The organism is Sulfitobacter sp. SH22, assembly GCF_965641905.1.
In the GTDB taxonomy this organism is placed as follows: domain Bacteria; phylum Pseudomonadota; class Alphaproteobacteria; order Rhodobacterales; family Rhodobacteraceae; genus Sulfitobacter.
Genome location: NZ_OZ282573.1, coordinates 858,235 through 881,865, shown reverse-complemented (window position 1 = coordinate 881,865; position 23,631 = coordinate 858,235). Strand labels below are relative to the sequence as shown.

The following is a 23,631-nucleotide window of genomic DNA, read 5'->3' as shown; positions in this document are numbered from 1 at the left end:
CCGACAGGATCAAAGTCCGACAGCCATCTTTTCCTGTACAGGCATTGAAGACGGTTCAGGGTCGCGCAAAACATAGCCGCGCCCCCACACGGTTTCGATATAATTTTCACCACCCGTCGCGATGCTCAGCTTTTTGCGCAGTTTGCAAATGAATACGTCGATAATCTTCAACTCCGGCTCGTCCATGCCGCCATAGAGGTGATTAAGGAACATCTCCTTGGTCAGGGTCGTGCCCTTGCGCAGGCTCAGCAATTCGAACATCTGGTATTCCTTGCCGGTCAGATGCACGGTTTTCTTGTCTACGGTCACGGTTTTTGCATCCAGATTGACCGACACCTGCCCTGTGTTGATGACCGACTGGGAATGGCCTTTGGACCGGCGAATGATCGCATGAATGCGGGCCACCAATTCTTCGCGGTGAAAGGGTTTGGTCAAATAATCATCGGCACCAAATCCGAACCCTTTGATCTTGCTTTCGGTATCATCCGACCCCGAAAGGATCAAAATAGGCGTTTCAATTCGGCTCAGCCGCAACTGTCGCAAAACCTCGTGACCGTTCATGTCGGGAAGATCCAGATCCAGCAGGATAAGGTCATAATCATACAGCTTCGCAAGATCGATCCCTTCCTCCCCCAAGTCTGTCACATAGGTATTCAAATTCGCATGGGTCAGCATCATTTCGATGCTTTTCGAGGTCGTAGGATCGTCTTCTACCAGCAATACGCGCATTCAGCTTCTCCATTTTTGATCTATTGGGCCACCGACCGTAACGTGAACAAAAATCATTAACCACACGTTAATGGCACATGTCTTTACAATTGACAACCTAGAGTTGTCTGTATTTTTGAAGCGCCGTCGCCCGCAAAGCGGCCTCCCCATGCTCGGACACCGCGCGGACCCATTCCAGAAACTCTTCCTCGCTGATATTATAGCGCTCAAACACATCAGACTGGCTGATAAGGCCGTAAACCACGCCGCGCACCACCGCCGCCTTGCGCGACGCAACCCAGCGACGTGTCTTTCGATCGGGCAGATCGGCCTGACTGAACGTCGTCCCATCCGGCAAAGTGACCGCCCGCGGCCCATCGACTTTTTTCAAATACATATACTCACCACTACTCACCACACCAGCAATATGGGGATTGTGAATTGGGAGCCTTAAGGACAAATGAAGTGCCCCCTTGAGAATACAGCGGATTTTCTTATATATCGCCTTAAACCTCCCGGAGAATTATCATGCCTCTCGATCGCACACTGCCGTTGAACTCATTGGGCTTTGCCAAAGCACCCGCCGATACGCGCGTTGTCGTGGCCATGTCGGGCGGCGTGGACAGTTCAGTCGTCGCTGCCATGCTGGCCGAGGAAGGCTATGATGTGGTGGGTGTGACGCTGCAACTTTACGATCACGGGGCGGCCTTGTCGAAGAAAGGTGCCTGCTGCGCGGGGATCGACATTCATGATGCGCGCCGCGTGGCCGAAGACATGGGCTTTCCGCATTACGTGCTCGATTATGAAAACGTGTTCAAAGACGCGGTGATCGACGAATTCGCCGACAGCTATCTTGGCGGGGCGACGCCTGTGCCCTGCATCCGCTGCAACGAACGGGTGAAATTCAAGGACCTGCTTGAAACCGCCAAAGACCTTGATGCCGATTGCATGGCAACGGGCCATTATATCCAGCGCAAAATGGGCAAAAACGGTGCCGAATTGCATTGCGCCGCCGATGCCAACCGCGATCAAAGCTATTTCCTGTTCTCCACCACGCCGGAACAGTTGGAGTATCTGCGCTTTCCATTGGGCCATCTGCCCTCCAAAAACGACACCCGCGCCCTGGCCGAAAAATACGGGCTCAGCGTCGCGGACAAGCCCGACAGCCAGGACATCTGCTTTGTGCCCAATGGCGATTACGCGGCAGTGATCCGCAAACTCCGCCCCGAGGCCGCAAACCCCGGTGATATCGTCGATAGCGACGGTACTGTTCTGGCGCGCCATGACGGGGTGATCAACTATACCATCGGCCAGCGCCGGGGCCTGGGCATTGGGGGCCTCGCCGACCCGCTTTATGTCGTCCGTCTGGATGCCGACAAGGCGCAAGTCGTCGTGGGCCCTAAATCCATGCTTGCCACCCGCACAGTTCCCCTGCGCGAGATCAACTGGCTTGGCGACGCGCCTTTGATGTCCAAATCCGAATGGCCCATCGCGGTCAAAGTCCGCTCGACCCGCCCGCCAATCGACGCAATCCTGCGCCCGATCAGCGATACCTCAGCCGAGGTCGAATTGCTCGTCCCCGAAGAAGGCGTTTCCCCGGGGCAGGCGTGCGTATTCTACGATCCCGAAAGCTCGCGCATCTTTGGTGGGGGCTGGATCCACAAAGGGTAACCCAAGCCCTGAATGCTTCCAAATGGTCTAAAATCCCGGGGAGTTTGAGGGGCAGCGCACCTCATCCGTCCTCGGAAACCATCCCCATACGCCCCAGAACAGCCCGTGCAGCCCGCAGGCCGGGTGCTTCGCCGCCCTGCCCCAAACGTTCCATCGTCAGCGCCATAGCGCCTTTCTGGGCATCAGGTGCCCTGTACACGGCGTCCAATCCACCGGCGATCTTGTCAGCCTCGCAATCCGGCCCCAAGAACTCGGGGACCACACGGGTGTCAGAGACCAGATTAACCAGTGTCACCGTATCAATCAGCGCCATCGCCTTGATCAAGCGGAAGCTCAGCCAATGCATCCGGTAGGCAATCACCATCGGGGTCGCCGCAGCCGCCAGTTCCAGCGACACAGTGCCCGATGCCGCCAGCGCAAGGTCGGCGGCACGGAAGGCGGCCAGTTTGCGGGCCTGCGCCTCCTCGCGGCTCATCCCGCGCGGATCAAGGATAACGGGGGCAACCGCCCAATCCCGGCAGGCCTCGATCACCGCATCGGCAACGGGGCCAGCCGCGGGGATGACCACGCGCAGATCGGGCACGCCTTTGGCAAATTGCGCCACGGCATCGCCGAACACCCCCGCCAGCTTGGCCACCTCGGACCGCCGCGATCCGGGCAGGACCATCAGCAAAGGCGCATCGCCAATTCCGGCATCCGTCCGGAATGCCAGCGCTTGCGCATCCGTCGCAACCGGCTCGGCCACCACCGGGTGTCCGACGAAATCGCAGTCCATTCCTTCGGCCTGCATCAACGGCGGCTCAAAGGGGAAAAGTGCGAGGACATGATCAATATAGCGCGCCATCTTTTTCGCCCGACCGGGGCGCCATGCCCAAACCGTCGGGGCCACGTAATGGACCGTGCGGATATTGGACCGCGCCTTGACCCGCTTTGCCACGCGCAGCGAAAAATCTGGGCTGTCGATGGTGATCATCACATCCGGTTTGGCCGCGATCACCGCCTCGGCGGTCTCGTTGATGCGGGCCATCAGCGCGCGGTATTTCGGCAGGATCTCGGCAATGCCCATCACCGACAGTTCGGACATGTCAAAGCGGCTGTGCAGCCCTTCGGCGGCCATGTCGCTGCCGCCGATCCCCTCGAAACGCACATCGGGACGCAGGGTTTTCAATCCGGCCATCAAGGCACCGCCCAAGCGATCCCCGGAAGGTTCGCCCGCGACGATAAACACCTTCATTCCGCAGCCCGCGCCCAAAGCACCAGACCCAGATCATCGGCAAGGGTCGCACAGCGCGCCGGCTCAAGGACAATCACCCCGCCGGCTGCAATCACCACGCCTGCCAGACCTGCGCGATGGGCGGCTTCCAGCGTTGCAGGGCCGATGGTGGGCATGTCGACCAGACGGCTTTGACCGGGTTTTGGCCCTTTGAACAGAATGGCGCGTGACGTTTTCACCCGCTCTGGCAAGGTCGCCAGCAGATGATCGGTGCCGCCAATCGCCTCGATCCCAAAGACCTGCCCGCCGCCCACAACGCAGCATTGCCCGACATCCAGCGGCGCAAGCGTGCTGACCACCTGTTCTGCCCGCGCGGCGTCTTGCTCCATCGCGGTGTCAGGCGTTTGCGCACCCAGAACGCCGGGTTTCGCCAGCAAGTCAGGGGCCAGTTCATGGGCCGCAACGACAGTCATGCCCGCCTGTTCGAATATCTCGATCAGGACCCGCAACGCGCCGTCATCGCCTGCCGCCAAGGCCTTTTGGAACAACGGGACCAAGGGCATCGTTTGGGCATCCAGCTTTGACGGATCAAAGCGCGGACGCGGGACACTGCCGCAAAAACAGACGCGTGTAACCCCTTGGTCTTGCAGGGATTTCAGCAGGCTTCCAAGGGTTTCAAGCCGGAAGGTCAATGCGGGCGTCAGCCCCTGCACTGGCACATCTTCATAGGCGCAAATCAACGGTGCAACCGCCTGCGATCCCGCCACCCGTTGGGGCAATCCACCGCCCCCTGCGATCAACGCCAGCATCAGCCCGGCGTCAGGAAATGGCGGCCCGTGTCGGACATGACAAAATCGACAATCTCGCGCACATAGTCGCTTTCGGTTTCGTCGCCCAACCGCTGGGCGCGGTCGTGGAACGTGCCCTCGCCCTGTGCCAGCATTTGAAACGCAGCGCGCAGAGCGGTGATGTCACTGCGCGCAACCCCGCGCCGTTTCAGCCCGACCAGGTTCAACCCATCCAGCGCCCCGCGTGGTGCCTGAACCAGGCCATAGGGGATCACATCATTGGTCACCATGGTCACGGCCCCGATAATGGCCCCATGCCCGATGCGCACGAATTGATGAATGCCCGAAAGCCCGCCGATGATAACATCGTCTTCGATAATGCAATGGCCCGCGACAGCGGCGCTGTTGGCCATGATCACGCGGTCGCCCAGAATCGCGTCATGGGCAACGTGACAACCGGCCATGAACAGGCCGTCATCGCCCACCTTGGTCAATCCGCCGCCGCCTTCGGTGCCGCAGTTCATGGTGACATGTTCACGGATGCGGTTGCGCTTGCCAATCACCAGACGGCTTGCCTCGCCCTTGAATTTCAAATCCTGCGGGATTTCACCGATCACCGCAAATGAGAAGATCACCGTGCCTGCGCCGACCTCGGTCTGGCCCGTGACAATCGCATGGGATTTCAACACCACATCGGCGTGGATCACGACCTGAGGGCCAACAACGCAGAACGGGCCGATAACGGCTGACGGATCAATCTGCGCGCCGTCTTCGATCACGGCACTGGGGTGGATGTTTGCCATCAGGACATGTCCATCATTGCCGTAAATTCGACTTCGGCCGCCATCTCGCCTTCGACCGATGCCACGCCACCAAAGCGCCAGACCTTGCCGCCGGGTTTGCCGCGCAGGGTCTTCAGCTCCATCCGCAGCACATCGCCGGGGATGACCTTGCGGCGGAATTTGCATTTGTCGATGGCCATGAAATAGACCTTCATTTCCTTGTCCGCCATCTCGAGGGTGACACCCACCATCACGGCAGCCGTCTGGGCCATCGCCTCGACGATCGTGACGCCGGGCATGATTGGCATGCCGGGGAAATGCCCCTGAAAATGCGGTTCGTTCATGGTGACGTTCTTGATCCCCACCGCGCTTTCGGTGCCTTGGATATCGACCACTTTATCGACCAACAAGAAAGGGTAACGATGGGGAATGATCCGCTGGATCATCTGGATATCAGCGCTTGGCAGGGTGTCAGTCATTGCGGGTCCTGTCTTTTGAATTGTTATATCTGGCTAGCAATATTGGCGCGCTTGAGCAAGCAGGCGGCCTAGTTTTTGCCGCTGCCAACCGAGGCGTTCAGCCGCTCGATGGCTTCGTTCGTGATGTCGATGGCGTTTGCACTGACAAAAACCGACCGGCGTTCAAGGATCACGGCAGCGCCGGTATCGCGCATCAGCTCTTCCAGAACCGGGCCTGCGGCATTCAGGAAAACCTCGCGTTCCTGATCCACAAGATCGTTCAGCGCACGGCCTTTGGTGGCTTGGGTCCGGCGGGTCAATTGTACTTTTTCATCAAAAGCATCGGCCAGTTCCCGAAAGGCTTCGGCGGTCATGGCCTTGCGTTGGATGGTCAGTTGTTCTTCCTCGGCCTCAAGGTCGCTTTCGATCTTGCGGTTTTCTGCGGACAGTTCGGCGCTTTTCGCGTCGATCTCGGCTGCAACGCGCAGGCCAAAGGCGCTTTCGTTAAAAACGCGGTCGGAATCGATTGTCAGGATCGGGCTTTGGATCACGCCGATCGGGGCCACAGGCGCAGCCGTTTGTTGCGAAAATCCCGGCCCCGTCAAAAATGACAGAGCCGGGATCAGGCATATTACGAATCTGGTCAGACGCATCTGGCGATCAGAAATCAGTTCTAAGAGTAATCTCGAACTTTTGTTCCTTATCAAAGGTTTCCTTTTTCAAGGCCTTTGACACGTTGAACTGGAGCGGCCCCACGGGGGTTTCCCAGAACAGGGACAGACCGACCACGTGACGGAATGAGCCGTCCTCGCCAACGATTGTGCCGCCGGTTGTGTTCACATCCGACAGATCCCAAAGGTTGCCGACGTCATAGAACACACCGCCGGAAATCCCGTATTCCTCGGGCAGACCAACAGGGAATTCGGCTTCGAACCGGGCCACCACATAAAGGTTACCGCCAAGTGGATCGTCGAAACCTACGCTTTGATCGCGCGGGCCAATGCCACCGGCTTCAAAACCGCGCATGATCGACGGCCCAAGCACAAAGCGGTCAACCACACGGTTGGTGCCGCTGCTCCATGCCAATGCGCCGCCCTCAAGAGACGCACGCAGGGTGACTTCCTCGTTCAAGATCTTCTTTTCGCCGATGACCTTTGCCGCGGTTTTCACAAACTTCGAGTCACCACCCAGGCCGGCGAAATCCTGACCGAATTGCAGCAACACGCCGGATGTCGGGTCAATGCCGGTACGGCGGGTGTCATAGCTGTAGGTATAGCCGATCGTCGATGCGCTCTGCGCGCCGACGGCAATATCGTTGCCAATCACCGGACCATGCACAGGCACGTCACGGGCTATCATCTCGAAATCTTCATAGCCATAACGCAGTTGCAAACGCCCGTTTTCGCTGACGGGGAAAGACAGGCTCGGGCTGAAGTTGAACCGTTCGGAATCAAAGCTCGAGAAGGACGAATTGGTTTGGGCATAGTCAAGGTTCAGGCCAAATGCCACGTCACGCCCCAGCAGGCTGGGTTCAACAAAGCTAAGACCATACCGTTGGGCATCGGTCGCAGTACTGACCGCCAGCGTCAGCTTTTGCCCACGACCCATGAAGTTTTCCTCGGCAAAGCTGATCGCAAGACCAACCCCGTCCGCCGAAGAGAACGACCCACCAAAGTTCAGCGAGCCGGTTGGTTTTTCCTCGACGTTTACATCAATCACCACCTGTTCGGGGCTGGACCCCTCACGCGCGTTCACGTCTGCTGTTTCGAAATACCCAAGGGCCCGGATGCGTTCGGCACTGGCGCGAATTTCACGCGGGTTGAACGGGTCGCCTTCGACGCTGTCAAACTGGCGGCGCACAACGCGATCCATCGTGGTGGTGTTGCCTTCGATGTCGATCCGTTCGACAAAAACGCGCGGACCACGGGTAATGCGGTATTCCACATCCAATGTCTGTTCGCGGTCGTTGCGGGTGACCACGGGTTCGATGCGCATGAAATCAATGCCGTCCCGGATCGCCTGACGTTCCATCCGCGCGATATCGGTTTCAACCAATGTCGGGGAATAGACGCCACCCTGTTTGGATTTGATGATCTTTTGATATGCGGCGGCATCCACACCTTCGATGGTCGACGACACAGTCATTTCACCGAATTTGAACTGCTGGCCCTCTTGCACGTTGTACTGGACGAAATAGCCGTCACGTTCTTCGGTCAACTGGGCGTTCACCGCCGAAATGCGCATGTCGACATAGCCACGAGAGACATAGAAATCGCGCAGCATCTGTTTGTCGGCTTCGGTGCGATCCGCAACAAAGGTGTCACGCTTTACCAATATCCGGAAAAGCCCGGCCTGTTTGGTGCCCAATACCCGGCGCAAGCGGCGGTCGGAATAGACGCGGTTGCCGACAAAGCTCAGGCGTTCGATTTCGACATTGTCGCCTTCAAAGATTTCAAACACCAGATCGACGCGGTTCTGGCTGCGGCGGATGATCTTGGGCTGGACCCGTGCAGAGATACGGCCGTCGTTGCTATAGGCCTGTGCAATCGCATTCGCGTCTTTTTCGGCCTGGGTCGGGTTGAAAACACGGCGCGCATCGGAATCGATCACCGAGGCAAGCACCTCGTCCTTGATCCGGGCGTTGCCTTCAAAGCTGACGCGGTTGATTGTGGGGTATTCCACCACGGTGATCACCAAAGTGCCGCCGCGTGGCTCAATCGTCACAGATTCAAACAACCCGCTGGCTTGCAAGCGCTGGTATGCGTCGTTCAACTCTCCGCCCGACACCGCTTTTCCGCGTGCGATTCCTGCACGGCTGAGCACGGCGCTGTCGCCGATCCGGTTATTGCCTTCGATCTGGATGGTGCTGAATGTGTATTCCTGCGCGTCCGCTGGTGAGCCTGGAACCATCCAAGCCACTGACATCATAACACAAAAGGAAGCGCCACGTAGCGATTTCGCGAATGTCGATGTCGCTGAGTTTCGGACGAAATTGTCCTGCCTGTTGGTACGCCCCATATTTCACACCCGTTTTTTAAATCTATTTTAAGTCTGACTAGACAAATTAACACGTGTTGTCAAAACCAAGAAGCCGATGATGCCCCTATATAAAGGCATCTATCGGCTTGTGGTCTCATCATCAGGTAGAAAAGCGGCAGGTTTAAAGCGATCCGAGGAACGCCCCGGCTGCCAAGGCAAAGGCCAGCGTGCCAAAATACAGGGCACGATCCCAGTTGAGATCAAGCAAAAGGCTGAGGCCCCGGCAGCTGGTTTTGATCGTCTGCATGAAATATTCCTTTGCGTGTTCCACAAAGGTCTAAATCCGCAATACGGCAAATTTTTGGCGAATTGTGGCGCAAATAAGGCGAAGCGATATTTTCCGATCTTACGGGCAGAAAATATCGTTCCCAAGGGCGAATACCATCAAACCCAGCACCAGCGTCAGGCCAATCGTCATCAATATCCGCAAGGCCCCATCACTGGGAGGCTTACCGGTTACGGCTTCGTAGGCATAAAACACCAGATGACCGCCATCCAGCGCCGGAATCGGGAAGAGGTTCAGCAGCCCCACCGCCGTGGACAGCACCGCGATGAAATAGATGAACGATTGCGCCCCTTGCGATGCCATTGCACCGGATGTCTGCGCGATCCCCACCGGACCGGACAGGTTGCAGGTGCTGATATTGCCGACGATCATGTGCTTGAGGCCGGAAATCGACCCTTGGATGATGCGGCCTGTGTTGGTCACCCCACCCCAAAGCGCCTCAAACACGCCGGGGGTTGTGGTGGCCGCGTCAAAGGCCGTGCCGCCGGCAATGCCGATGCGGGTCTGCGATTTGAACCCGCCATCGGGCTGGGGTTCGTCGATCACCTTGGGACGCATGGTAAATTCAAGGGTCTCTCCCTCGCGCCAGACGGTCAGCAGCACGGCCCGCCCCTCCGAGGCTTCTACGAATTTCTTAAGCTGGCTGAACGCAAAGATCGGCACGCCATCAATGGCAGTAATCACGTCACCCGCCATCAATCCTGCTTCGTAAGCGGCAGATTGCGGCATCACCTGTTTGACCAAAGTGGGCATCAGATAGGGGCCGGGCACAGTCATTTGCTGGCCATCGCGCATCACGTCGTAATCCAGCGGTTGCCCCAGCGGGACCGCGTCAAACGCATCGGAATAGGCCGTTTCATCATCCGCAGAGGGGATCGGAATTCCGGCAACCGACAGGATTTCATCGCCCGGTTGCAACTGTGACCCTTCAAACGGCAGCGCGCGCATCTCGCCCACGGTCAGCGGCTCCTTTGGCACACCGACCTGCAGGGCAATCACGAAAAAGATCAGGATCGACATGGCAAAGTTGAACACAGGACCGGCTGCAACCGTCGCCGCACGCGCCCATAGTGGGGCACCGTGCATGGTGCTGCGCAACCGGACAGGATCAACCTGAGCAGCCTCCATCGCGGCTTCGTCCTTGCCCGACGCGGCATTGGAATCGCCCGCGAATTTCACATAGCCGCCAAAGGGCAATGCCGCGATCTGCCAAACCGTGCCGCGTTTATCGACACGGCTGTACAACACCGGCCCGAACCCGAGCGAGAAAACATCGGCGTGAATGCCAGACCACCGCCCAACGATATAGTGGCCGTATTCATGGATCGCGACAATCACCGACAAGGCGATGACAAAGGCCAGCAACGTCCAGATCAGCCCGCCAAACTGCGGAATCAGTGCAAAAATGTCCAAAACGTTACCCTGCCCTTTTTGTGATGACGGCCTGCGCCGCTTCTCTTGCCAGATGGTCCACTTGTGCCACGTTATCAAGGGTCATGGTGGCATCAATAAGACCTGTGTCGGAATTTAGCTGTGTCAAAACGTCCTCGACGACCTCGGCCATTTGCGGAAACCGCAAGCGACCGTCGATAAATCCATCCAGCGCGGTTTCTTTGGCGGCGTTGAAAACAGCCCCCGCCATGCCACCGCGTTCCATCACCTCGCGGGCCAGACGCAGCGCGGGCCAGCGGATTTCATCCGGGGTGCGAAATTCGAAGCTGCCGATCTTGGCCAGATCCAGCCGTTCGACCGGCAAATGCTTGCGGTGCGGATGGTGCAGCGCAAAGCCGATGGCGTGGCGCATGTCAGGGGGGCCGACATGGGCCATCAACGCCCCGTCGTTAAAGCCGACCAGCGCATGGATCATGGATTGCGGATGTACCAACACCTCGATACGCGCAGGGTCGATATTGAAAAACTCATGGGTTTCAATAACTTCCATCGCTTTGTTAAACATCGAGGCACTGTCGATCGTGATCCGCTGCCCCATGTCCCAATTCGGATGGCTAGAGGCCTGATCCAGTGTGGCATCGGCCAGTTTCTCAAGCGGCCAATCGCGAAACGCCCCCCCGCTGGCGGTGATGATGATGCGCTCGACGGCGGCCATATCCTCGCCGATCAGGGCCTGAAAGATCGCGGAATGTTCGCTGTCCACGGGCAGGATCGCGGCACCGTGAGTCTGGGCGGTCTCCAGCATCAGCCGACCGGCACAGACCAGCGATTCCTTGTTGGCCAGCGCCAGTGTCGCGCCTTGTTTCAACGCCTCAAGCCCGGGGGCCAGACCTGCGGCACCGACGATTGCCGACATCACCCAATCCGCGGGGCGGGTCGCGGCTTCGCGGATGGCATTAGTCCCGGCGGCGGCGCGCACCCCGCTGCCCTGCAAGGCCGCGCGCAGATCATCCAACCGTGCGTCATGGGCGGTGATCGCAATATCGGCACCCAGATCGATGGCATCCGCCGCAAGCTGCGCAATATTGCCCGCTCCGGTCAGGGCCACCACATCATAGTCGTCTGGGGCACGCCGGATCAGGTCAATGGTGTTTTGCCCGATTGAACCGGTCGCCCCGAAGATACTTACCCGACGTTTCATGCCGGATCAGTTCAGGGTTGGCGTGATGGTCAGAAACTGGCCGATGATGAGCAGGAACAAGGCCGCGCCCAACATGCCGTCAAACCGGTCCAGCAAACCGCCGTGACCGGGGATCAAGTTAGAGCTGTCCTTGGCCCCGACCCGCCGTTTCATACCGGATTCGGCCATATCGCCCATCTGGGACGCCATGGATACCGCGATAGACACCCCGACAAGCTGCATCCCGATGCCGGTGTTGATCGAAAACAGATAGCCAACTATTGCCGCACCGACCCAACCGGCAGCGGTGCCGGACCAGGTTTTCTTGGGGCTGACACGGGGCCAGAACTTGGGCCCGCCAATCGCACGACCGGCGAAATATCCCACAACATCCGTGACAACGACCACCAACACCAGCCACATCATCCAGCCAAAGCCATAGCCATCGCGCAGTTGCACCAGACCAAAGCCCGCAAGCAGGATCAGGACGGTAAAACACATAAAGATCGTGCGGTGTTTGGCAAGCTGGCCGAACCCGACCAGCGCAGGGGCCAGCAAGACCGGCAGCGCAAATCCGATTGGCAGATATATCGCCGCCAAGGTGGCACCGCCCACCAGCAGGCCCATCTGGATCTTGGTGCCCGGTTGGTCGGGGCTTAGCATGCCCACCAGTTCCCAGGCCATCAAACCGCAGATGATCGCGACCAGCACATGAAAAATATGCCCGCCCATAAAAATACCGGCAAGGCCGATGACGACCATTGCGGCCGCTGACCCCAGACGTGCTGCAAGGTCAGACCACTTGTCCGATTTATCAGTCATAAGCTGCATCCTTTTGTGCCGGTCATGGTTTCACGGCACCAAAACGCCGGTCCCTGCCTCCGAAAGAAGCGCAGAGTTCGCCAAATTCGGCCTTTGAGAAGTCGGGCCAGAGCGTGTCGATAAATTCATATTCCGCATAGGCCGACTGCCACAGCAAAAAGTTGGAAATCCGCGCCTCGCCGCTGGTGCGGATCACCAGATCGGGGTCGGGCAAGACATGGGTGTCCAGATACCGCGGCAGGGTTTCCTCGTCCACATCCTCGGGGGCCAATAGCCCGGCGGCCACATCATGGGCCAGCCGTTGGGTCGCGCGGGCAACCTCGTCGCGGCCGCCGTAATTCAACGCGATTGTCAGATGAACGCGGGTGTTGCACTCGGTTTCTTGTTCCAGATCGTTCATCAGCTTGATCAGTTTGTCATCCAGCTTGACCCGGTCACCGATAAAACGCACGCGCACGCCTTCGGCCTTGAGCGCCCTTGTTTCTTTGGTGATGTAGCGCCGGAACAGGCTCATCAGGCCGGCCACTTCGACCTGCGTGCGTTTCCAGTTCTCGGTCGAAAAGGCAAAGATCGTCAGGTATTCCACCCCGAAATCGGGACAGGCTTCGACGATTTCGCGCACCCGCTTGGCACCGGCGTGATGGCCGAACAGGCGTGGCCTGCCGCGCTGCGTTGCCCAACGGCCGTTCCCATCCATAATGATCGCCACATGACGCGGTGCCCCTGGAACCAGTTCAGACGTTGGGTTGGACGCGGCAGGCATCAAACTTGCATGATCTCGGCTTGTTTCGTTTCAAGCTGTTCGTCGATCATGGCGATGTATTTGTTCGTCAAATCCTGAACTTCGCCTTCCCAGACCTTTTGGTCATCTTCGGACATGCCGTCAGCTTTGGCCTTTTTGATCTGGTCCATACCGTCGCGGCGGATGTTGCGAATGGAAACGCGGGCGTTTTCGCTGTACTGGCCGGCAACCTTGGTCAGTTGGGTGCGGCGTTCTTCGTTCAATTCCGGGATCGGCAGCATGATGATCGTGCCGTTCAGCTGCGGGTTGATGCCCAGACCGGATTCGCGGATCGCTTTTTCGACTTTGCCAACCAGCCCTTTGTCCCAGACGTTGATCGTAACCATCCGTGGTTCAGGGACGTTGACGGTGCCAACCTGGTTGATCGGTGTCTTGGTGCCATAGGCATCCACCATCACCGGCTCCAGCATCGACGCCGACGCGCGGCCTGTGCGCAATGACGCGAATTCGGTGCGCAAAGAAGCAATTGCGCCATCCATGCGCCGCTGCAGATCGTCGGTATCCAGCATAAAATCGTCTGACATGATGTCCCCGGTGGTTTGGTATCTGTTAAAAGTTCAATCGATATAGCGGCAACAGTCCCCCATTGTATAGAGAGAGCTGCGCGCGCCCTTGATCCTGCGTTATCCCTGGACCCGCGTATAGGTGCCCTGACCCGCCAGAATGCCCCGGAAACCGCCCGGTTCATCCAGCGAGAATACGATGATCGGCAGGTTGTTGTCGCGCGCCAGTGCGATGGCCGACGCATCCATGACCCCAAGCCGCTTTTGCAGCACGTCGTCATAGCTGACCGTGTCATAGCGTTTGGCATCGGCGAATTTTGCCGGGTCTTTGTCGTATACCCCGTCAACCTTGGTGCCCTTAAAGATCGCCTCGCAGGCCATTTCATTGGCGCGCAGGGTCGCGGCGGTGTCGGTGGTGAAATAAGGGTTGCCGGTGCCGGCGGCAAAAATGCACACGCGTTTCTTCTCAAGGTGGCGCACGGCGCGGCGGCGGATATAGGGTTCGGCGACTTCGTTCATGGTGATCGCGGAAATCACACGGGTGTGGATGTCCAGCTCCTCGAGCGCGGATTGCATGGCCAGCGCGTTCATGACGGTGGCAAGCATCCCCATATAGTCGGCCGTGGTGCGTTCCATGCCCTGCGCGCTGCCCTGAAGGCCGCGAAAGATGTTGCCGCCGCCGATGACCATACAAATCTCGACACCCAGATCATGCACCGATTTGACTTCGCGCGCGATCCGCTGGACTGTTGGCGGATGCAGGCCGAACCCCTGATCCCCCATCAAAGCCTCCCCCGAAATCTTGAGCATCACCCGTTTGAATGTCACTTTAGGGAGGTCATCTGTCATGGGGGCACCTTTCGAGGGTGAGAGAAGGGTTTTCTTTGCGGTGTAAAATGTCGCAAATAGCAGAAATGTTCAATGCTCCGTCAAAGGTCCGTGCAAAGAAATGCAACTAAGCCCCCTCACGTCTGTCGATGCAGTGCTTGCAACCGTTGATCCTGCCTTGCCGGTGTTGATCGCGGGGCCGACGGCGTCGGGCAAATCCGCCCTTGCCTTGGCGCTGGCCGAAACCCAGGGCGGTGTGATCGTCAATGCCGATGCCAGTCAGGTCTATTCATGCTGGCGGGTGATTTCGGCGCGCCCTTCCATCGAGGAAGAAATGCGCGCCAAGCATCTGTTATACGGTCATATTTCGGCGGACCAACCCTATTCCGTCGGGCATTGGTTGCGGGAACTCAACGAGATTTTGCAGCAAGGGATCAGGCCGATTATTGTGGGGGGCACGGGGCTCTATTTCGGGGCCTTGACCCAAGGGTTGGCCGATATCCCCGCCACCCCTGATGCGGTGCGTGCCGAGGCAAACCAAATGACCCGCGAGGCGATGCTTGCCCAGCTTGATCAGCAGACCGCGGCCCGGTTGGACCTGAACAACCCCATGCGGGTGCAACGCGCCTGGGAGGTACTGAGCGCAACGGGCCGCGGTCTGGCCGACTGGCAGGCCAACACCCCGCCGCCGATGCTGCCATTAAGCGCCTGCACCGCCATTGCCGTGGATGCCGATAAGGATTGGTTGAACAAGCGCATCATCCAACGGTTCGACCAGATGCTGGATCAAGGGGCGCTGGACGAGGTGGCCGCCGTGCGCCCCGATTATGACCCCGCCCTGCCCGCGCACCGCGCCATTGGCGTGCCGGAGTTGATGGCCTATCTTGAAGGGCGCACGGATTTGGACACGGCGCGCGAAAGCGCGATCATCGCAACCCGCCGATATGCCAAACGTCAACGCACGTGGTTGCGCAATAACACCCAAGCCTGGCGGTCATACCGTCCGTCATAGGCATATCACCGATTTCACAAATATAACTTTTATTTGCCGCCTAACTGTATAATGCTGGGCTCAGCTTTAATATATGCGATGTTTGTTGGATAATGAATCTTAGCTCCGTCCGGATACTCTCGCTTGCCCAACTGTCTCAGGGACAGGATTGGCGGATGGTGCTGTGCCATGATATGCCGTCGCATCTTCTGATATGGATCACACGCGGTCAAGGATTGTTGCAACTGGATGGCCAGCGCCGGGGGCTGGGCGCGCATAACGCGGTTTTCATCCCCGCGCAGTCGTTGTTTTCAATGGAACTGGGCCGTCAGGGCATCGGACAGGCTGTCGTTATTCCGGACGGCACCCCCCTGCGTTTGCCGCAGGTGCCACGGCATTTGCGGATCAGGGATGTGCAGGCGCAGACTGAATTGACCGGATTGGTCGAGGCCGCGCAACGCGAACAACAAGCCTCGCGGCCCCTGTCCGGTGATGCGCTTGAGGGCCACGCCGCGCTGATGTCGGTGTGGTTACGGCGCCAGATCATGCAGGATGAACATATTCCGGACCGCCGCAGCGCAGGTGTCAGGCTCAGCGCGCGGTTTTGCAAAATGGTGTCCGATAGATATGCAACCGGTGCCCCCATGGCCACCTATGCCGAAGCGCTGGATGTGACCCCGACCCATCTGACCCGCGCTGTCAAAGCGGCCACCGGCAAAACCGCGGCTGATATCCTGACAGAACGCGTCGTCTATGAAGCGCGGGTTTTGCTTGGCACGACAGATCATTCGGCGCAAAGCATCGCGCGGCATCTGGGCTTTGGGTCCGCTGCCTATTTCACGCGGTTCATTCAACACCACACGGGCAAGCCCCCCAGCAAGCTGCGGGCGGCCAAAACGGCGTGACCTGAACGGGGTGCATGTCGCAAATAGAATGGCCGGATGTCGCAAACTAATCGTGAAACGCCGAAAGCCGACATTGACCTTGCCCGCCAACTCGTGCCTCATGGGGGCATTAAGGTGCCGCCGCGAAATCCCGATCCTTCGCATAATGAGCACCAAGGGAGACTTGCAGCGCGTCTAAGTGGCCAAAGGCCCGACGACGTGCGGCGCAGAAAATCACATTGGGCTGACACGCCCGAAATTTCGGTTGGGCGCGGGTCGTCTGCCGCGCAATAGGGATGTTCCATGGGGATTTTCATTCTGCGCCGTCTGGGCGTGATGCTTTTGACAGCGCTTTGTCTGACATTCATCGTTTTTTGGTTAACCAATCTTTACCCCAATCTGGAAAAACTGGCCAAGACCCAAGGCAACTTTCGCATGTCGGACGAGGCGGTTACCAGCTATCTTGAAAACCGCGGTTATTTGCAGCCCACACCGGCCAAATTCGGGCAATGGCTGGGCGTTGTGCCCGGCTGGATCACCGAAGCCGAGAGCGGCAAGGTAACCGGACGCTGCTTTACCAGCGACACCCCGGTCGACGACCGCCCCAGATTTTGCGGGATCTTGCAGGGGGACTGGGGTTTTTCGACTGTTTTCAAAGAAGACGTTGGCCCGACGGTGCTGACCCGTCTGGCGCTGACGGGCAAGCTGATGCTGTGCGTTTTGCTGCTGATGGTGCCTTCGGCGTTGATTGTGGGCGTGCTGGCGGGGATGCGCGAAGGGTCGCGGCTGGACCGGTCGCTGTCGACCTTTTCAATCGCCACAACCGCCACCCCTGAATATGTGTCGGGCGTTATCTTTATCGCGGTTCTGGCGTCCTCGCGGTTTGGCCTATCGCCGTGGCTGGCCGACATGGGCTGGATCGACGGGAAAACCCTGTTTCTGGGCTCTGCCACCTCCGCGATGGAGGACGCGACATTCTGGAATTTCTTTCTGCCTGTGCTGACGATCTCGCTTTACGGGATGGGCTATATCGCGCGGATGACGCGGGCCTCGATGACCGAGGTGATGACCGCACAATATATCCGCACAGCGCGGCTCAAGGGGGTCAAGTTCAGCGATATCGTTTTGAAACACGCCCTGCGCAACGCCCTGATCGCGCCCTTCACGGTGATCATGCTGCAAATTCCGTGGCTCTTGAACGGGGTCGTCATCGTGGAAACCCTGTTCAATTACAAAGGCTTCGGCTGGCTGCTGGTTCAGGCCGCATCGAATAACGATATTGAACTGCTTCTGGCTGTCTCTGTCGTCTCTGTCATCGTGGTTCTGGTCACACAGCTGATTTCCGACATCGGCTATGTGTTTTTGAACCCGCGCATTCGCATCACATAAAGAAAGGGCAAGGACATGGAAACTTTGACATGGACAGGCTCGATGGGATGGCTGAACCCGGTGCTGGGATTGGCCGTCGGGGTTATGGTGGTCGCCTATGCGCTGCAAATCCTGATGTCACTCATTCCCGATGCCCAAATACGCACCGTCGGGTCCGGCGGGGTTACCGCCGCAAGCCAGGGGGTATCGGGGCTGTTGGGCCGTCTTGGCGGCTACGGGTTTCTGGCCGCAATCGGCATTTTACTGGTCTACCTGTTGGCAGGGGTCATAATCGGACCCGCAGCGGGAATATTTGGCGGATTGGCGCAGCAATTATTGCCGGTCTGGATCGCGCTTGTGGTGCTGTTTGCCCTGTCGATCACCTTCAAGCGCAAGCTGGGGCTGTACGGCAAGCTTTTCGACAGCACCGTGGGGATGATCGGTTTCGGTCTGGTGATGTTCTGGGTATTTGCGGGAGTTTTCGGGGGCGTCTTTGACATGCTGATCACCCATGACAGCCTGAGCCAGGTGTCGGGGATGAAGAACAAACTGCCCGGCACGCCTTTGGCGCGGGCAGAACCGGAGGATTATCAATGGTTTCTGCTGGGCGGTGACAACCTTGCCCGTGACGTGTTCAGCCGGTTGATCAAAGGGTCGTGGGTCGTGGTGCAGATCGCGCCGATGGCCACTTTGTTTGCCTTTATGGTCGGGATCACGCTGGGCCTGCCTGCGGGGTATTACGGCGGCAAACTGGATGTGTTCCTGAGCTTTCTGGCGAACCTGATCCTCGCCTTTCCGGTGATCTTGCTGTTCTATCTGCTGGTCACGCCCGAGATCGTGCTGACCGGTATCCCGAATTACATGGCGCTGGTTTTGTTCATCTTTCCGCTGGTGTTTCTGGCCGTGCTGCTGAATTCGCGCTTTTACACGCAACCGTCCTTGCGCACGCCCTTGCTGATTGTGGTGCTGGGCATTGCGGGATGGCTGTATCTGTCGCTGGTGTCGACCGACGGGGCGATTGTGGATGCGCCCACCTACCGCCTGCCCGGCCTGCCCGCGTTTATGGATCTGTTCGACATTGATCCCGGTGTGCTGGTGGTGTTCGTGTCGGTGGTTTTCGTGAACGCGCCCACAGTCTTCAGAATTGTGCGCGGCCTCGCGCTGGACATCAAAACCCGCGACTACGTGGCCGCCGCCCAGACCCGTGGCGAAGGCCCGTGGTACATCATGCTTTGGGAAATCCTGCCCAATGCACGCGGGCCGCTGATCGTCGATTTCTGTTTGCGCATCGGCTATACCACGATCCTTTTGGGGACCTTGGGGTTCTTTGGGCTGGGGTTGGAATCGGAAAGCCCGGATTGGGGCACCACGATCAACGCGGGCCGGCGTTTGCTGGCGCTTTATCCCCATGCCGCGATTGCGCCGGCGGTGGCACTGCTGAGCCTTGTTTTGGGGTTGAACCTGTTGGCGGATGGTTTGCGCGAGGAAAGTTTGCGCGATTGATATGAGGACGGGACCGGGGGCCAGCCCCCGGAGACCCCCGGGATTTTGGACCATTTGGAAGCAGGGTTTGCGACCAGCCGGTCAAGGGAGACGGACCATGGCGAAGCTTGAGTATGACGGCCCTATTCTGGAGATCGACAAACTGTCGATTTCGTTTTTCACGCGGCTGCGCGAAATTCCGGCGGTGATGGATTTTTCGGTCTCGGTGAAACCCGGCGAAGCGGTGGGTTTGGTGGGCGAATCCGGGTGTGGCAAATCAACGGTGGCGCTTGGGATTATGCAGGATCTGGGCGTGAACGGCCGGGTTGTCGGCGGGTCGATCAAGTTCAAGGGGCGCGATCTGGCCGAGATGAGCGATGAGGAGCTGCGCGATATTCGCGGCAGCCAGATCGCGATGATCTATCAAGAGCCGATGGCGTCGCTGAACCCTGCGATGCGGATCGGGCGGCAGTTGATGGAAGTGCCGATGATCCATTCCGGCATGTCCGAAAGTGACGCCCGTGCCCGCGCCTTGCAGGTGGTGACGGATGTGAAGCTGCCCGACCCCGAGCGGATATTGAAGGCCTATCCGCATCAATTGTCCGGCGGGCAGCAGCAGCGCATCGTGATCGCCATGGCCTTGATGTCGGAGCCGGCCTTGTTGATTCTGGATGAACCCACCACGGCGCTGGATGTCACGGTCGAGGCGGCGGTGGTCGAACTGGTCAAGGATCTGGGCAAGAAATACGGCACCTCGATGCTGTTCATCTCGCATAACCTTGGGCTGGTGTTGGAAACCTGTGACCGGATTTGCGTGATGTATTCGGGCGAAGCGGTTGAACGCGGGTCGATCGAGGATGTGTTCGACGAGATGCAGCACCCCTATACGCAGGCCTTGTTCCGGTCGATCCCCCTGCCCGGTGCCGACAAGAACGCGCGCCCGCTGATCGCCATCCCCGGCAACTTCCCCCTGCCCCACGAGCGGCCAACGGGGTGCAACTTTGGCCCGCGTTGCGATTATTTCGAGGCAGGGCGCTGTGATCAGGGGCCGATCCTGATGGAGGACGTGCCCGGCAATGAGCGCCATGCCACGCGCTGTTTGAGATATCAGGAAATCGACTGGAAAGCGCCGCTGGAGCTGGCCGAGGTCAAGACCAAGGGCGAGATTGGCAGGGTTGTCCTGAAGATGGACAAGCTGAAGAAATACTATGAGGTGGCGGCAAATTCGATGTTTGGCGGATCGGCCAGGAAGGTCGTGAAAGCCAATGAAGAGTTAAGCTTTGAGGCGCGCGAATCCGAGACTTTGGCGATTGTGGGTGAATCCGGATGTGGCAAATCCACCTTTGCCAAGGTGTTGATGGGCTTGGAAACCGCAACATCGGGTCAGGTGTTGCTGGATGATATCGACATTGGCGGCGTCCCGATCGAGGAGCGGACCACGCAAAACGTGGCAGACATCCAGATGGTGTTCCAAAACCCGTTCGACACGTTGAACCCGTCGATGACCGTCGGGCGCCAGATCATCCGCGCGCTCGAGATTTTCCGGATCGGCAAGAACGAAAAGGAACGTCGCCAGCGCATGTTAGAGCTGCTTGATCTGGTGAAACTGCCGCGCGAGTTTGCGGGCCGTATGCCGCGCCAGCTGTCGGGTGGGCAAAAGCAGCGTGTGGGCATTGCCCGCGCCTTTGCCGGGGATGCGCGGATTGTGGTGGCCGATGAACCTGTGTCGGCGCTTGATGTATCGGTGCAGGCGGCGGTGACCGATCTGCTGATGGAAATCCAGCGCGAACAGAAAACCACCTTGCTGTTCATCAGCCATGATCTGAGCATCGTGCGCTATCTGTCGGATCGGGTGATGGTGATGTATCTGGGCCATGTGGTGGAACTGGGCACCACGGATCAGGTGTTTTCGCCGCCCTACCACCCCTATACGGAGGCGCTTTTGTCTGCCGTTCCGATTGCCGACACGCGGGTGAAAAAGAAACATATCGTGCTTGAGGGGGATGTGCCCTCTGCCATGAACCCGCCGCCGGGCTGTCCGTTCCAGACGCGCTGCCGGTGGAAATCACAGATTTCGGGCGATCTGTGTGAAACGGTGGTGCCGACATTGCGCAGCGTTGCGGAGGGGCATCAGGTGAAATGCCATCTTACCGACGCGCAACTGGCGGAAATGGAGCCGGTGATCGAGATTAACGTCGCCGCAGAGTGAAGGCCCCAGACTAAAGGCCGCAGAATAAGCCAGGGGCGGCCGATGCATCTGCACCGACCGCCCCTGTTGTTTTAATGTGGTTGCCTTTGAAGGGCTGGTTACTTTTTGTAAACTGTATCCAGCTGGCGCACGATCACGTCGGCAAAACCAAGAATCATCGCGTTATAGAAATCTTCCTCGGAAGGTTGCACACCAATGAAGCCTTCGGGAATGACCTGTTCAGCCGGATAGGCCGCAACATTCACCGGAAAGCTTTGCGAACCGATGCTGTTGTTATCGTCCGAAATCACCACAACGCCGGCGATTTCGTTGAAACCTTCGATTGAGGTCAACATCGGGTTACCGTTCAAGGAAACGCTCCGCAAATCTACCTTGATCGTTGGCAGGCTGGCATCGGAGCCAAATTTCACACGGGTCGAGATGGCTTGCTGCAGATCGGTTGCGATCTCGGGGAAAACCTCAAGGGCGTTTGTGTCTTCGGCGGCCTCAAGGCCCGCTTCGACGGTGACTTCGGAGAAAATAATCTCTTCATTGGCGAAGGCGGCTGCCGACATGGCTGCAAGGCTGACCGAAGTTGCCAGAACAATACTTTTTACTGAGTTAAACATTTCATAGTCCTTATCGTCTTGCTTGCACGCAGGGGCGTTGCTGCCCGGATTGCGTTCTGCAGTATCAACATTGGATAAGGGTGTTTGGTTCCGTCCTTGCGCAGCCTATTATTGCGAAGGGCGCGGGGCGCATCAAGAGTTGTCTTTAAATCAATGCCTTACAGCCCGGCGATAACCTTGACGTAATTCTTGGTTTCCTTGAACGGGGGGATGCCGCCGTATTTCTTCACGGCACCTGGGCCTGCGTTATAGGCGGCAAGGGCCAGCTTCCAATTGCCAAATGCGCGAAACTGAAGCTTGAGATAGCGCGCGCCGCCATCAAGGTTTTGGTACGGGTCAGACGGATCAACGCGCAACACCCGCGCGGTTTCCGGCATTAACTGCGCCAGTCCCAAGGCCCCTTTGTGGGATTTCGCGGACGGGTTCCAGCCGCTTTCCTGTTGGACAAGACGCAAGAACAAATCTTCGGGGATGGCGTGGCGGCGGGCGGCTTCGCGGGCCATGCTGTGGTACTGGCCCTTATACTTGCCCTTGTATTTCGGCACGTCCCATTTGGTCGGGGTGACAACGCGGGTAGGTTGCAACCGAACCGACGCCGCATATTGTTTGGACGCGCGGGTATCGAGCAGTTTTTTCTGCGAGGCAAACAGCTTGGAGCGGCTCTTGGACGAGAAAACTTCGGCGGCGACGGGGCTGGAAACCAACCCTACGCAGCACAATGTCATGATGATGAATTTTTTCACGAAGCCCCCAAAGCAGCCTGATTTCGCAAAACATAGCAAGATGGCCCAATTGCGCCACCCTTTTATCGCCGCTTGCGGGGGTGTGATCGCGCAATAAGCGATCCTTTGCCCTGTTTCTTGGAGGCGGCACTGGTATAACGTCGTCCAACGCAAGGGCCTGCGGGATTCGCAGCACCCTTCCAACCTCATAGCAGACAGGGGGCATCATGGCCGGCTCAGTGAATAAAGTGATCCTTATTGGCAACCTGGGGCGCGATCCCGAGGTGCGTTCCTTCCAGAATGGCGGCAAAGTGTGCAACCTGCGCATCGCGACCTCTGAAACCTGGAAAGACCGCAACACAGGTGAACGCCGCGAAAAGACCGAATGGCACACCGTGGCCATCTTTCAGGAAGGGCTTGTGCGCATCGCCGAGCAGTACCTGAAAAAGGGCTCCAAGGTATATATCGAAGGGCAGTTGCAGACCCGCAAGTGGCAGGACCAATCCGGTGCCGACCGCTATAGCACCGAAGTCGTGCTGCAGGGCTTTGGCGGCACATTGACCATGCTGGACGGCCCGTCCGGTGGCGGTTCCGGTGGTGGTGGCGGTGGCGGCTATGACAGCGGCCCATCCGATCCGGGCGGTTATGGCGGCGGCTACGATTCCGGCCCCTCCAGCAGCGGTGGCGGTTCCAGCAGTGGCGGTGGCGGCGGCGGTGGCCGGTCCTCGCGCGATCTGGATGATGAAATCCCGTTTTAATCGGGCGCAGCTGTGCTGGGTCTGACACGGTCAGACGCAGCGCAGCGTGATGGTTGGTGTGATACGCCAGAAATTAGCGATAGATTTAATGCCGCCGGTTCATCTGGCGGCATTATTTATTGGGGTATCCCAAATTT

24 protein-coding genes are annotated in these 23,631 nt (G+C 58.4%); 7 read left to right on the top strand and 17 right to left on the bottom strand.

The window, feature by feature from the left end; translation table 11 throughout:
• Positions 1-9: 9 nt before the first annotated feature.
• Together ctrA and sciP are read right to left on the bottom strand one after the other, a co-directional pair.
• A complete protein-coding gene (gene ctrA / locus ACSQ13_RS06300) occupies positions 10-729 on the bottom strand; it encodes a response regulator transcription factor CtrA (RefSeq protein WP_295508519.1) in 720 nt (239 codons plus the stop codon).
• Between the two features lie 97 nt (positions 730-826).
• A complete protein-coding gene (sciP, locus tag ACSQ13_RS06295; RefSeq protein ID WP_176249905.1) occupies positions 827-1,105 on the bottom strand; it encodes a CtrA inhibitor SciP in 279 nt (92 codons plus the stop codon).
• A 131-nt stretch (positions 1,106-1,236) separates the two neighbouring features.
• Between sciP and mnmA the strand changes: the two genes are divergently transcribed.
• A complete protein-coding gene (mnmA, locus tag ACSQ13_RS06290; protein ID WP_176249906.1) occupies positions 1,237-2,379 on the top strand; it encodes a tRNA 2-thiouridine(34) synthase MnmA in 1,143 nt (380 codons plus the stop codon).
• Positions 2,380-2,440: 61 nt separating this feature from the next.
• On the opposite strand, the gene lpxB is transcribed toward mnmA, so the two are convergent.
• From lpxB to pyrH, 13 genes are all read right to left on the bottom strand, one after another.
• Complete coding sequence (gene lpxB, locus ACSQ13_RS06285; RefSeq protein WP_176249907.1) at positions 2,441-3,613, bottom strand: lipid-A-disaccharide synthase; 1,173 nt, start codon at positions 3,611-3,613, stop codon at positions 2,441-2,443.
• Positions 3,610-4,401 (bottom strand): LpxI family protein, encoded by a 792-nt coding sequence (locus ACSQ13_RS06280; protein ID WP_295508525.1) that lies wholly within the window; start codon positions 4,399-4,401, stop codon positions 3,610-3,612. The genes lpxB and ACSQ13_RS06280 overlap by 4 nt, the downstream gene beginning before the upstream one ends.
• Positions 4,401-5,183: an acyl-ACP--UDP-N-acetylglucosamine O-acyltransferase gene (gene lpxA, locus ACSQ13_RS06275; protein ID WP_176249909.1), complete on the bottom strand. Its 783-nt coding sequence runs from the start codon at positions 5,181-5,183 to the stop codon at positions 4,401-4,403. Before lpxA ends, ACSQ13_RS06280 begins: the two co-directional genes overlap by 1 nt.
• Positions 5,183-5,641 carry a 3-hydroxyacyl-ACP dehydratase FabZ gene (gene fabZ, locus ACSQ13_RS06270; protein ID WP_176249910.1) on the bottom strand — a complete coding sequence of 153 codons (459 nt, stop codon included), beginning with the start codon at positions 5,639-5,641 and terminating at the stop codon, positions 5,183-5,185. The genes lpxA and fabZ overlap by 1 nt, the downstream gene beginning before the upstream one ends.
• Positions 5,642-5,709: 68 nt before the next feature.
• Positions 5,710-6,186, bottom strand: a complete 477-nt coding sequence (locus ACSQ13_RS06265) for an OmpH family outer membrane protein (protein WP_295508529.1) — start codon at positions 6,184-6,186, stop codon at positions 5,710-5,712.
• A 94-nt stretch (positions 6,187-6,280) separates the two neighbouring features.
• Positions 6,281-8,530 carry an outer membrane protein assembly factor BamA gene (gene bamA, locus ACSQ13_RS06260; protein WP_255200167.1) on the bottom strand — a complete coding sequence of 750 codons (2,250 nt, stop codon included), beginning with the start codon at positions 8,528-8,530 and terminating at the stop codon, positions 6,281-6,283.
• A 250-nt stretch (positions 8,531-8,780) separates the two neighbouring features.
• Positions 8,781-8,906, bottom strand: coding sequence for a hypothetical protein (locus ACSQ13_RS06255; RefSeq protein WP_255200168.1), 126 nt, complete (start codon positions 8,904-8,906; stop codon positions 8,781-8,783).
• 99 nt (positions 8,907-9,005) lie between these two features.
• Positions 9,006-10,358, bottom strand: coding sequence for an RIP metalloprotease RseP (gene rseP, locus ACSQ13_RS06250; protein WP_176249913.1), 1,353 nt, complete (start codon positions 10,356-10,358; stop codon positions 9,006-9,008).
• A gap of 4 nt (positions 10,359-10,362) precedes the next feature.
• On the bottom strand, positions 10,363-11,538 hold the full coding sequence (dxr, locus tag ACSQ13_RS06245; protein ID WP_295508535.1) for a 1-deoxy-D-xylulose-5-phosphate reductoisomerase: 1,176 nt from the start codon (positions 11,536-11,538) through the stop codon (positions 10,363-10,365).
• A gap of 6 nt (positions 11,539-11,544) precedes the next feature.
• On the bottom strand, positions 11,545-12,339 hold the full coding sequence (locus ACSQ13_RS06240) for a phosphatidate cytidylyltransferase (RefSeq protein ID WP_295508538.1): 795 nt from the start codon (positions 12,337-12,339) through the stop codon (positions 11,545-11,547).
• A 22-nt stretch (positions 12,340-12,361) separates the two neighbouring features.
• The gene (gene uppS, locus ACSQ13_RS06235; protein WP_176249916.1) at positions 12,362-13,102 is read right to left on the bottom strand and encodes a polyprenyl diphosphate synthase; all 741 of its coding nucleotides are present in this window, start codon (positions 13,100-13,102) and stop codon (positions 12,362-12,364) included.
• Complete coding sequence (gene frr, locus ACSQ13_RS06230; RefSeq protein WP_295508543.1) at positions 13,102-13,665, bottom strand: ribosome recycling factor; 564 nt, start codon at positions 13,663-13,665, stop codon at positions 13,102-13,104. Before frr ends, uppS begins: the two co-directional genes overlap by 1 nt.
• A 99-nt stretch (positions 13,666-13,764) precedes the next feature.
• Entirely contained in the window at positions 13,765-14,493 is a 729-nt protein-coding gene (gene pyrH, locus ACSQ13_RS06225) for a UMP kinase (protein ID WP_176249918.1), read from the bottom strand.
• 100 nt (positions 14,494-14,593) lie between these two features.
• Here pyrH and miaA point away from each other — a divergent pair, with 100 nt between their 5' ends.
• The 5 genes from miaA (at position 14,594) to ACSQ13_RS06200 (ending at position 21,406) form a co-directional block, all read left to right on the top strand.
• A complete protein-coding gene (gene miaA, locus ACSQ13_RS06220; protein ID WP_176249919.1) occupies positions 14,594-15,484 on the top strand; it encodes a tRNA (adenosine(37)-N6)-dimethylallyltransferase MiaA in 891 nt (296 codons plus the stop codon).
• 92 nt (positions 15,485-15,576) lie between these two features.
• Positions 15,577-16,368, top strand: a complete 792-nt coding sequence (locus tag ACSQ13_RS06215) for a helix-turn-helix domain-containing protein (RefSeq protein ID WP_176249920.1) — start codon at positions 15,577-15,579, stop codon at positions 16,366-16,368.
• 282 nt (positions 16,369-16,650) lie between these two features.
• Positions 16,651-17,736, top strand: coding sequence for an ABC transporter permease (locus ACSQ13_RS06210; protein WP_176249921.1), 1,086 nt, complete (start codon positions 16,651-16,653; stop codon positions 17,734-17,736).
• 15 nt (positions 17,737-17,751) lie between these two features.
• Complete coding sequence (locus ACSQ13_RS06205; RefSeq protein ID WP_295508548.1) at positions 17,752-19,218, top strand: ABC transporter permease; 1,467 nt, start codon at positions 17,752-17,754, stop codon at positions 19,216-19,218.
• Positions 19,219-19,315: 97 nt separating this feature from the next.
• Complete coding sequence (locus ACSQ13_RS06200; RefSeq protein WP_295508550.1) at positions 19,316-21,406, top strand: dipeptide ABC transporter ATP-binding protein; 2,091 nt, start codon at positions 19,316-19,318, stop codon at positions 21,404-21,406.
• 98 nt (positions 21,407-21,504) lie between these two features.
• Here ACSQ13_RS06200 and ACSQ13_RS06195 read toward each other — a convergent pair whose 3' ends face one another.
• The gene (locus ACSQ13_RS06195; protein WP_176249924.1) at positions 21,505-22,014 is read right to left on the bottom strand and encodes a hypothetical protein; all 510 of its coding nucleotides are present in this window, start codon (positions 22,012-22,014) and stop codon (positions 21,505-21,507) included.
• Between the two features lie 158 nt (positions 22,015-22,172).
• Positions 22,173-22,739 (bottom strand): lytic transglycosylase domain-containing protein, encoded by a 567-nt coding sequence (locus tag ACSQ13_RS06190; protein ID WP_176250217.1) that lies wholly within the window; start codon positions 22,737-22,739, stop codon positions 22,173-22,175.
• Between the two features lie 224 nt (positions 22,740-22,963).
• Here ACSQ13_RS06190 and ACSQ13_RS06185 point away from each other — a divergent pair, with 224 nt between their 5' ends.
• A complete protein-coding gene (locus tag ACSQ13_RS06185; protein WP_176249925.1) occupies positions 22,964-23,494 on the top strand; it encodes a single-stranded DNA-binding protein in 531 nt (176 codons plus the stop codon).
• The last annotated feature ends 137 nt before the right edge of the window (positions 23,495-23,631 follow it).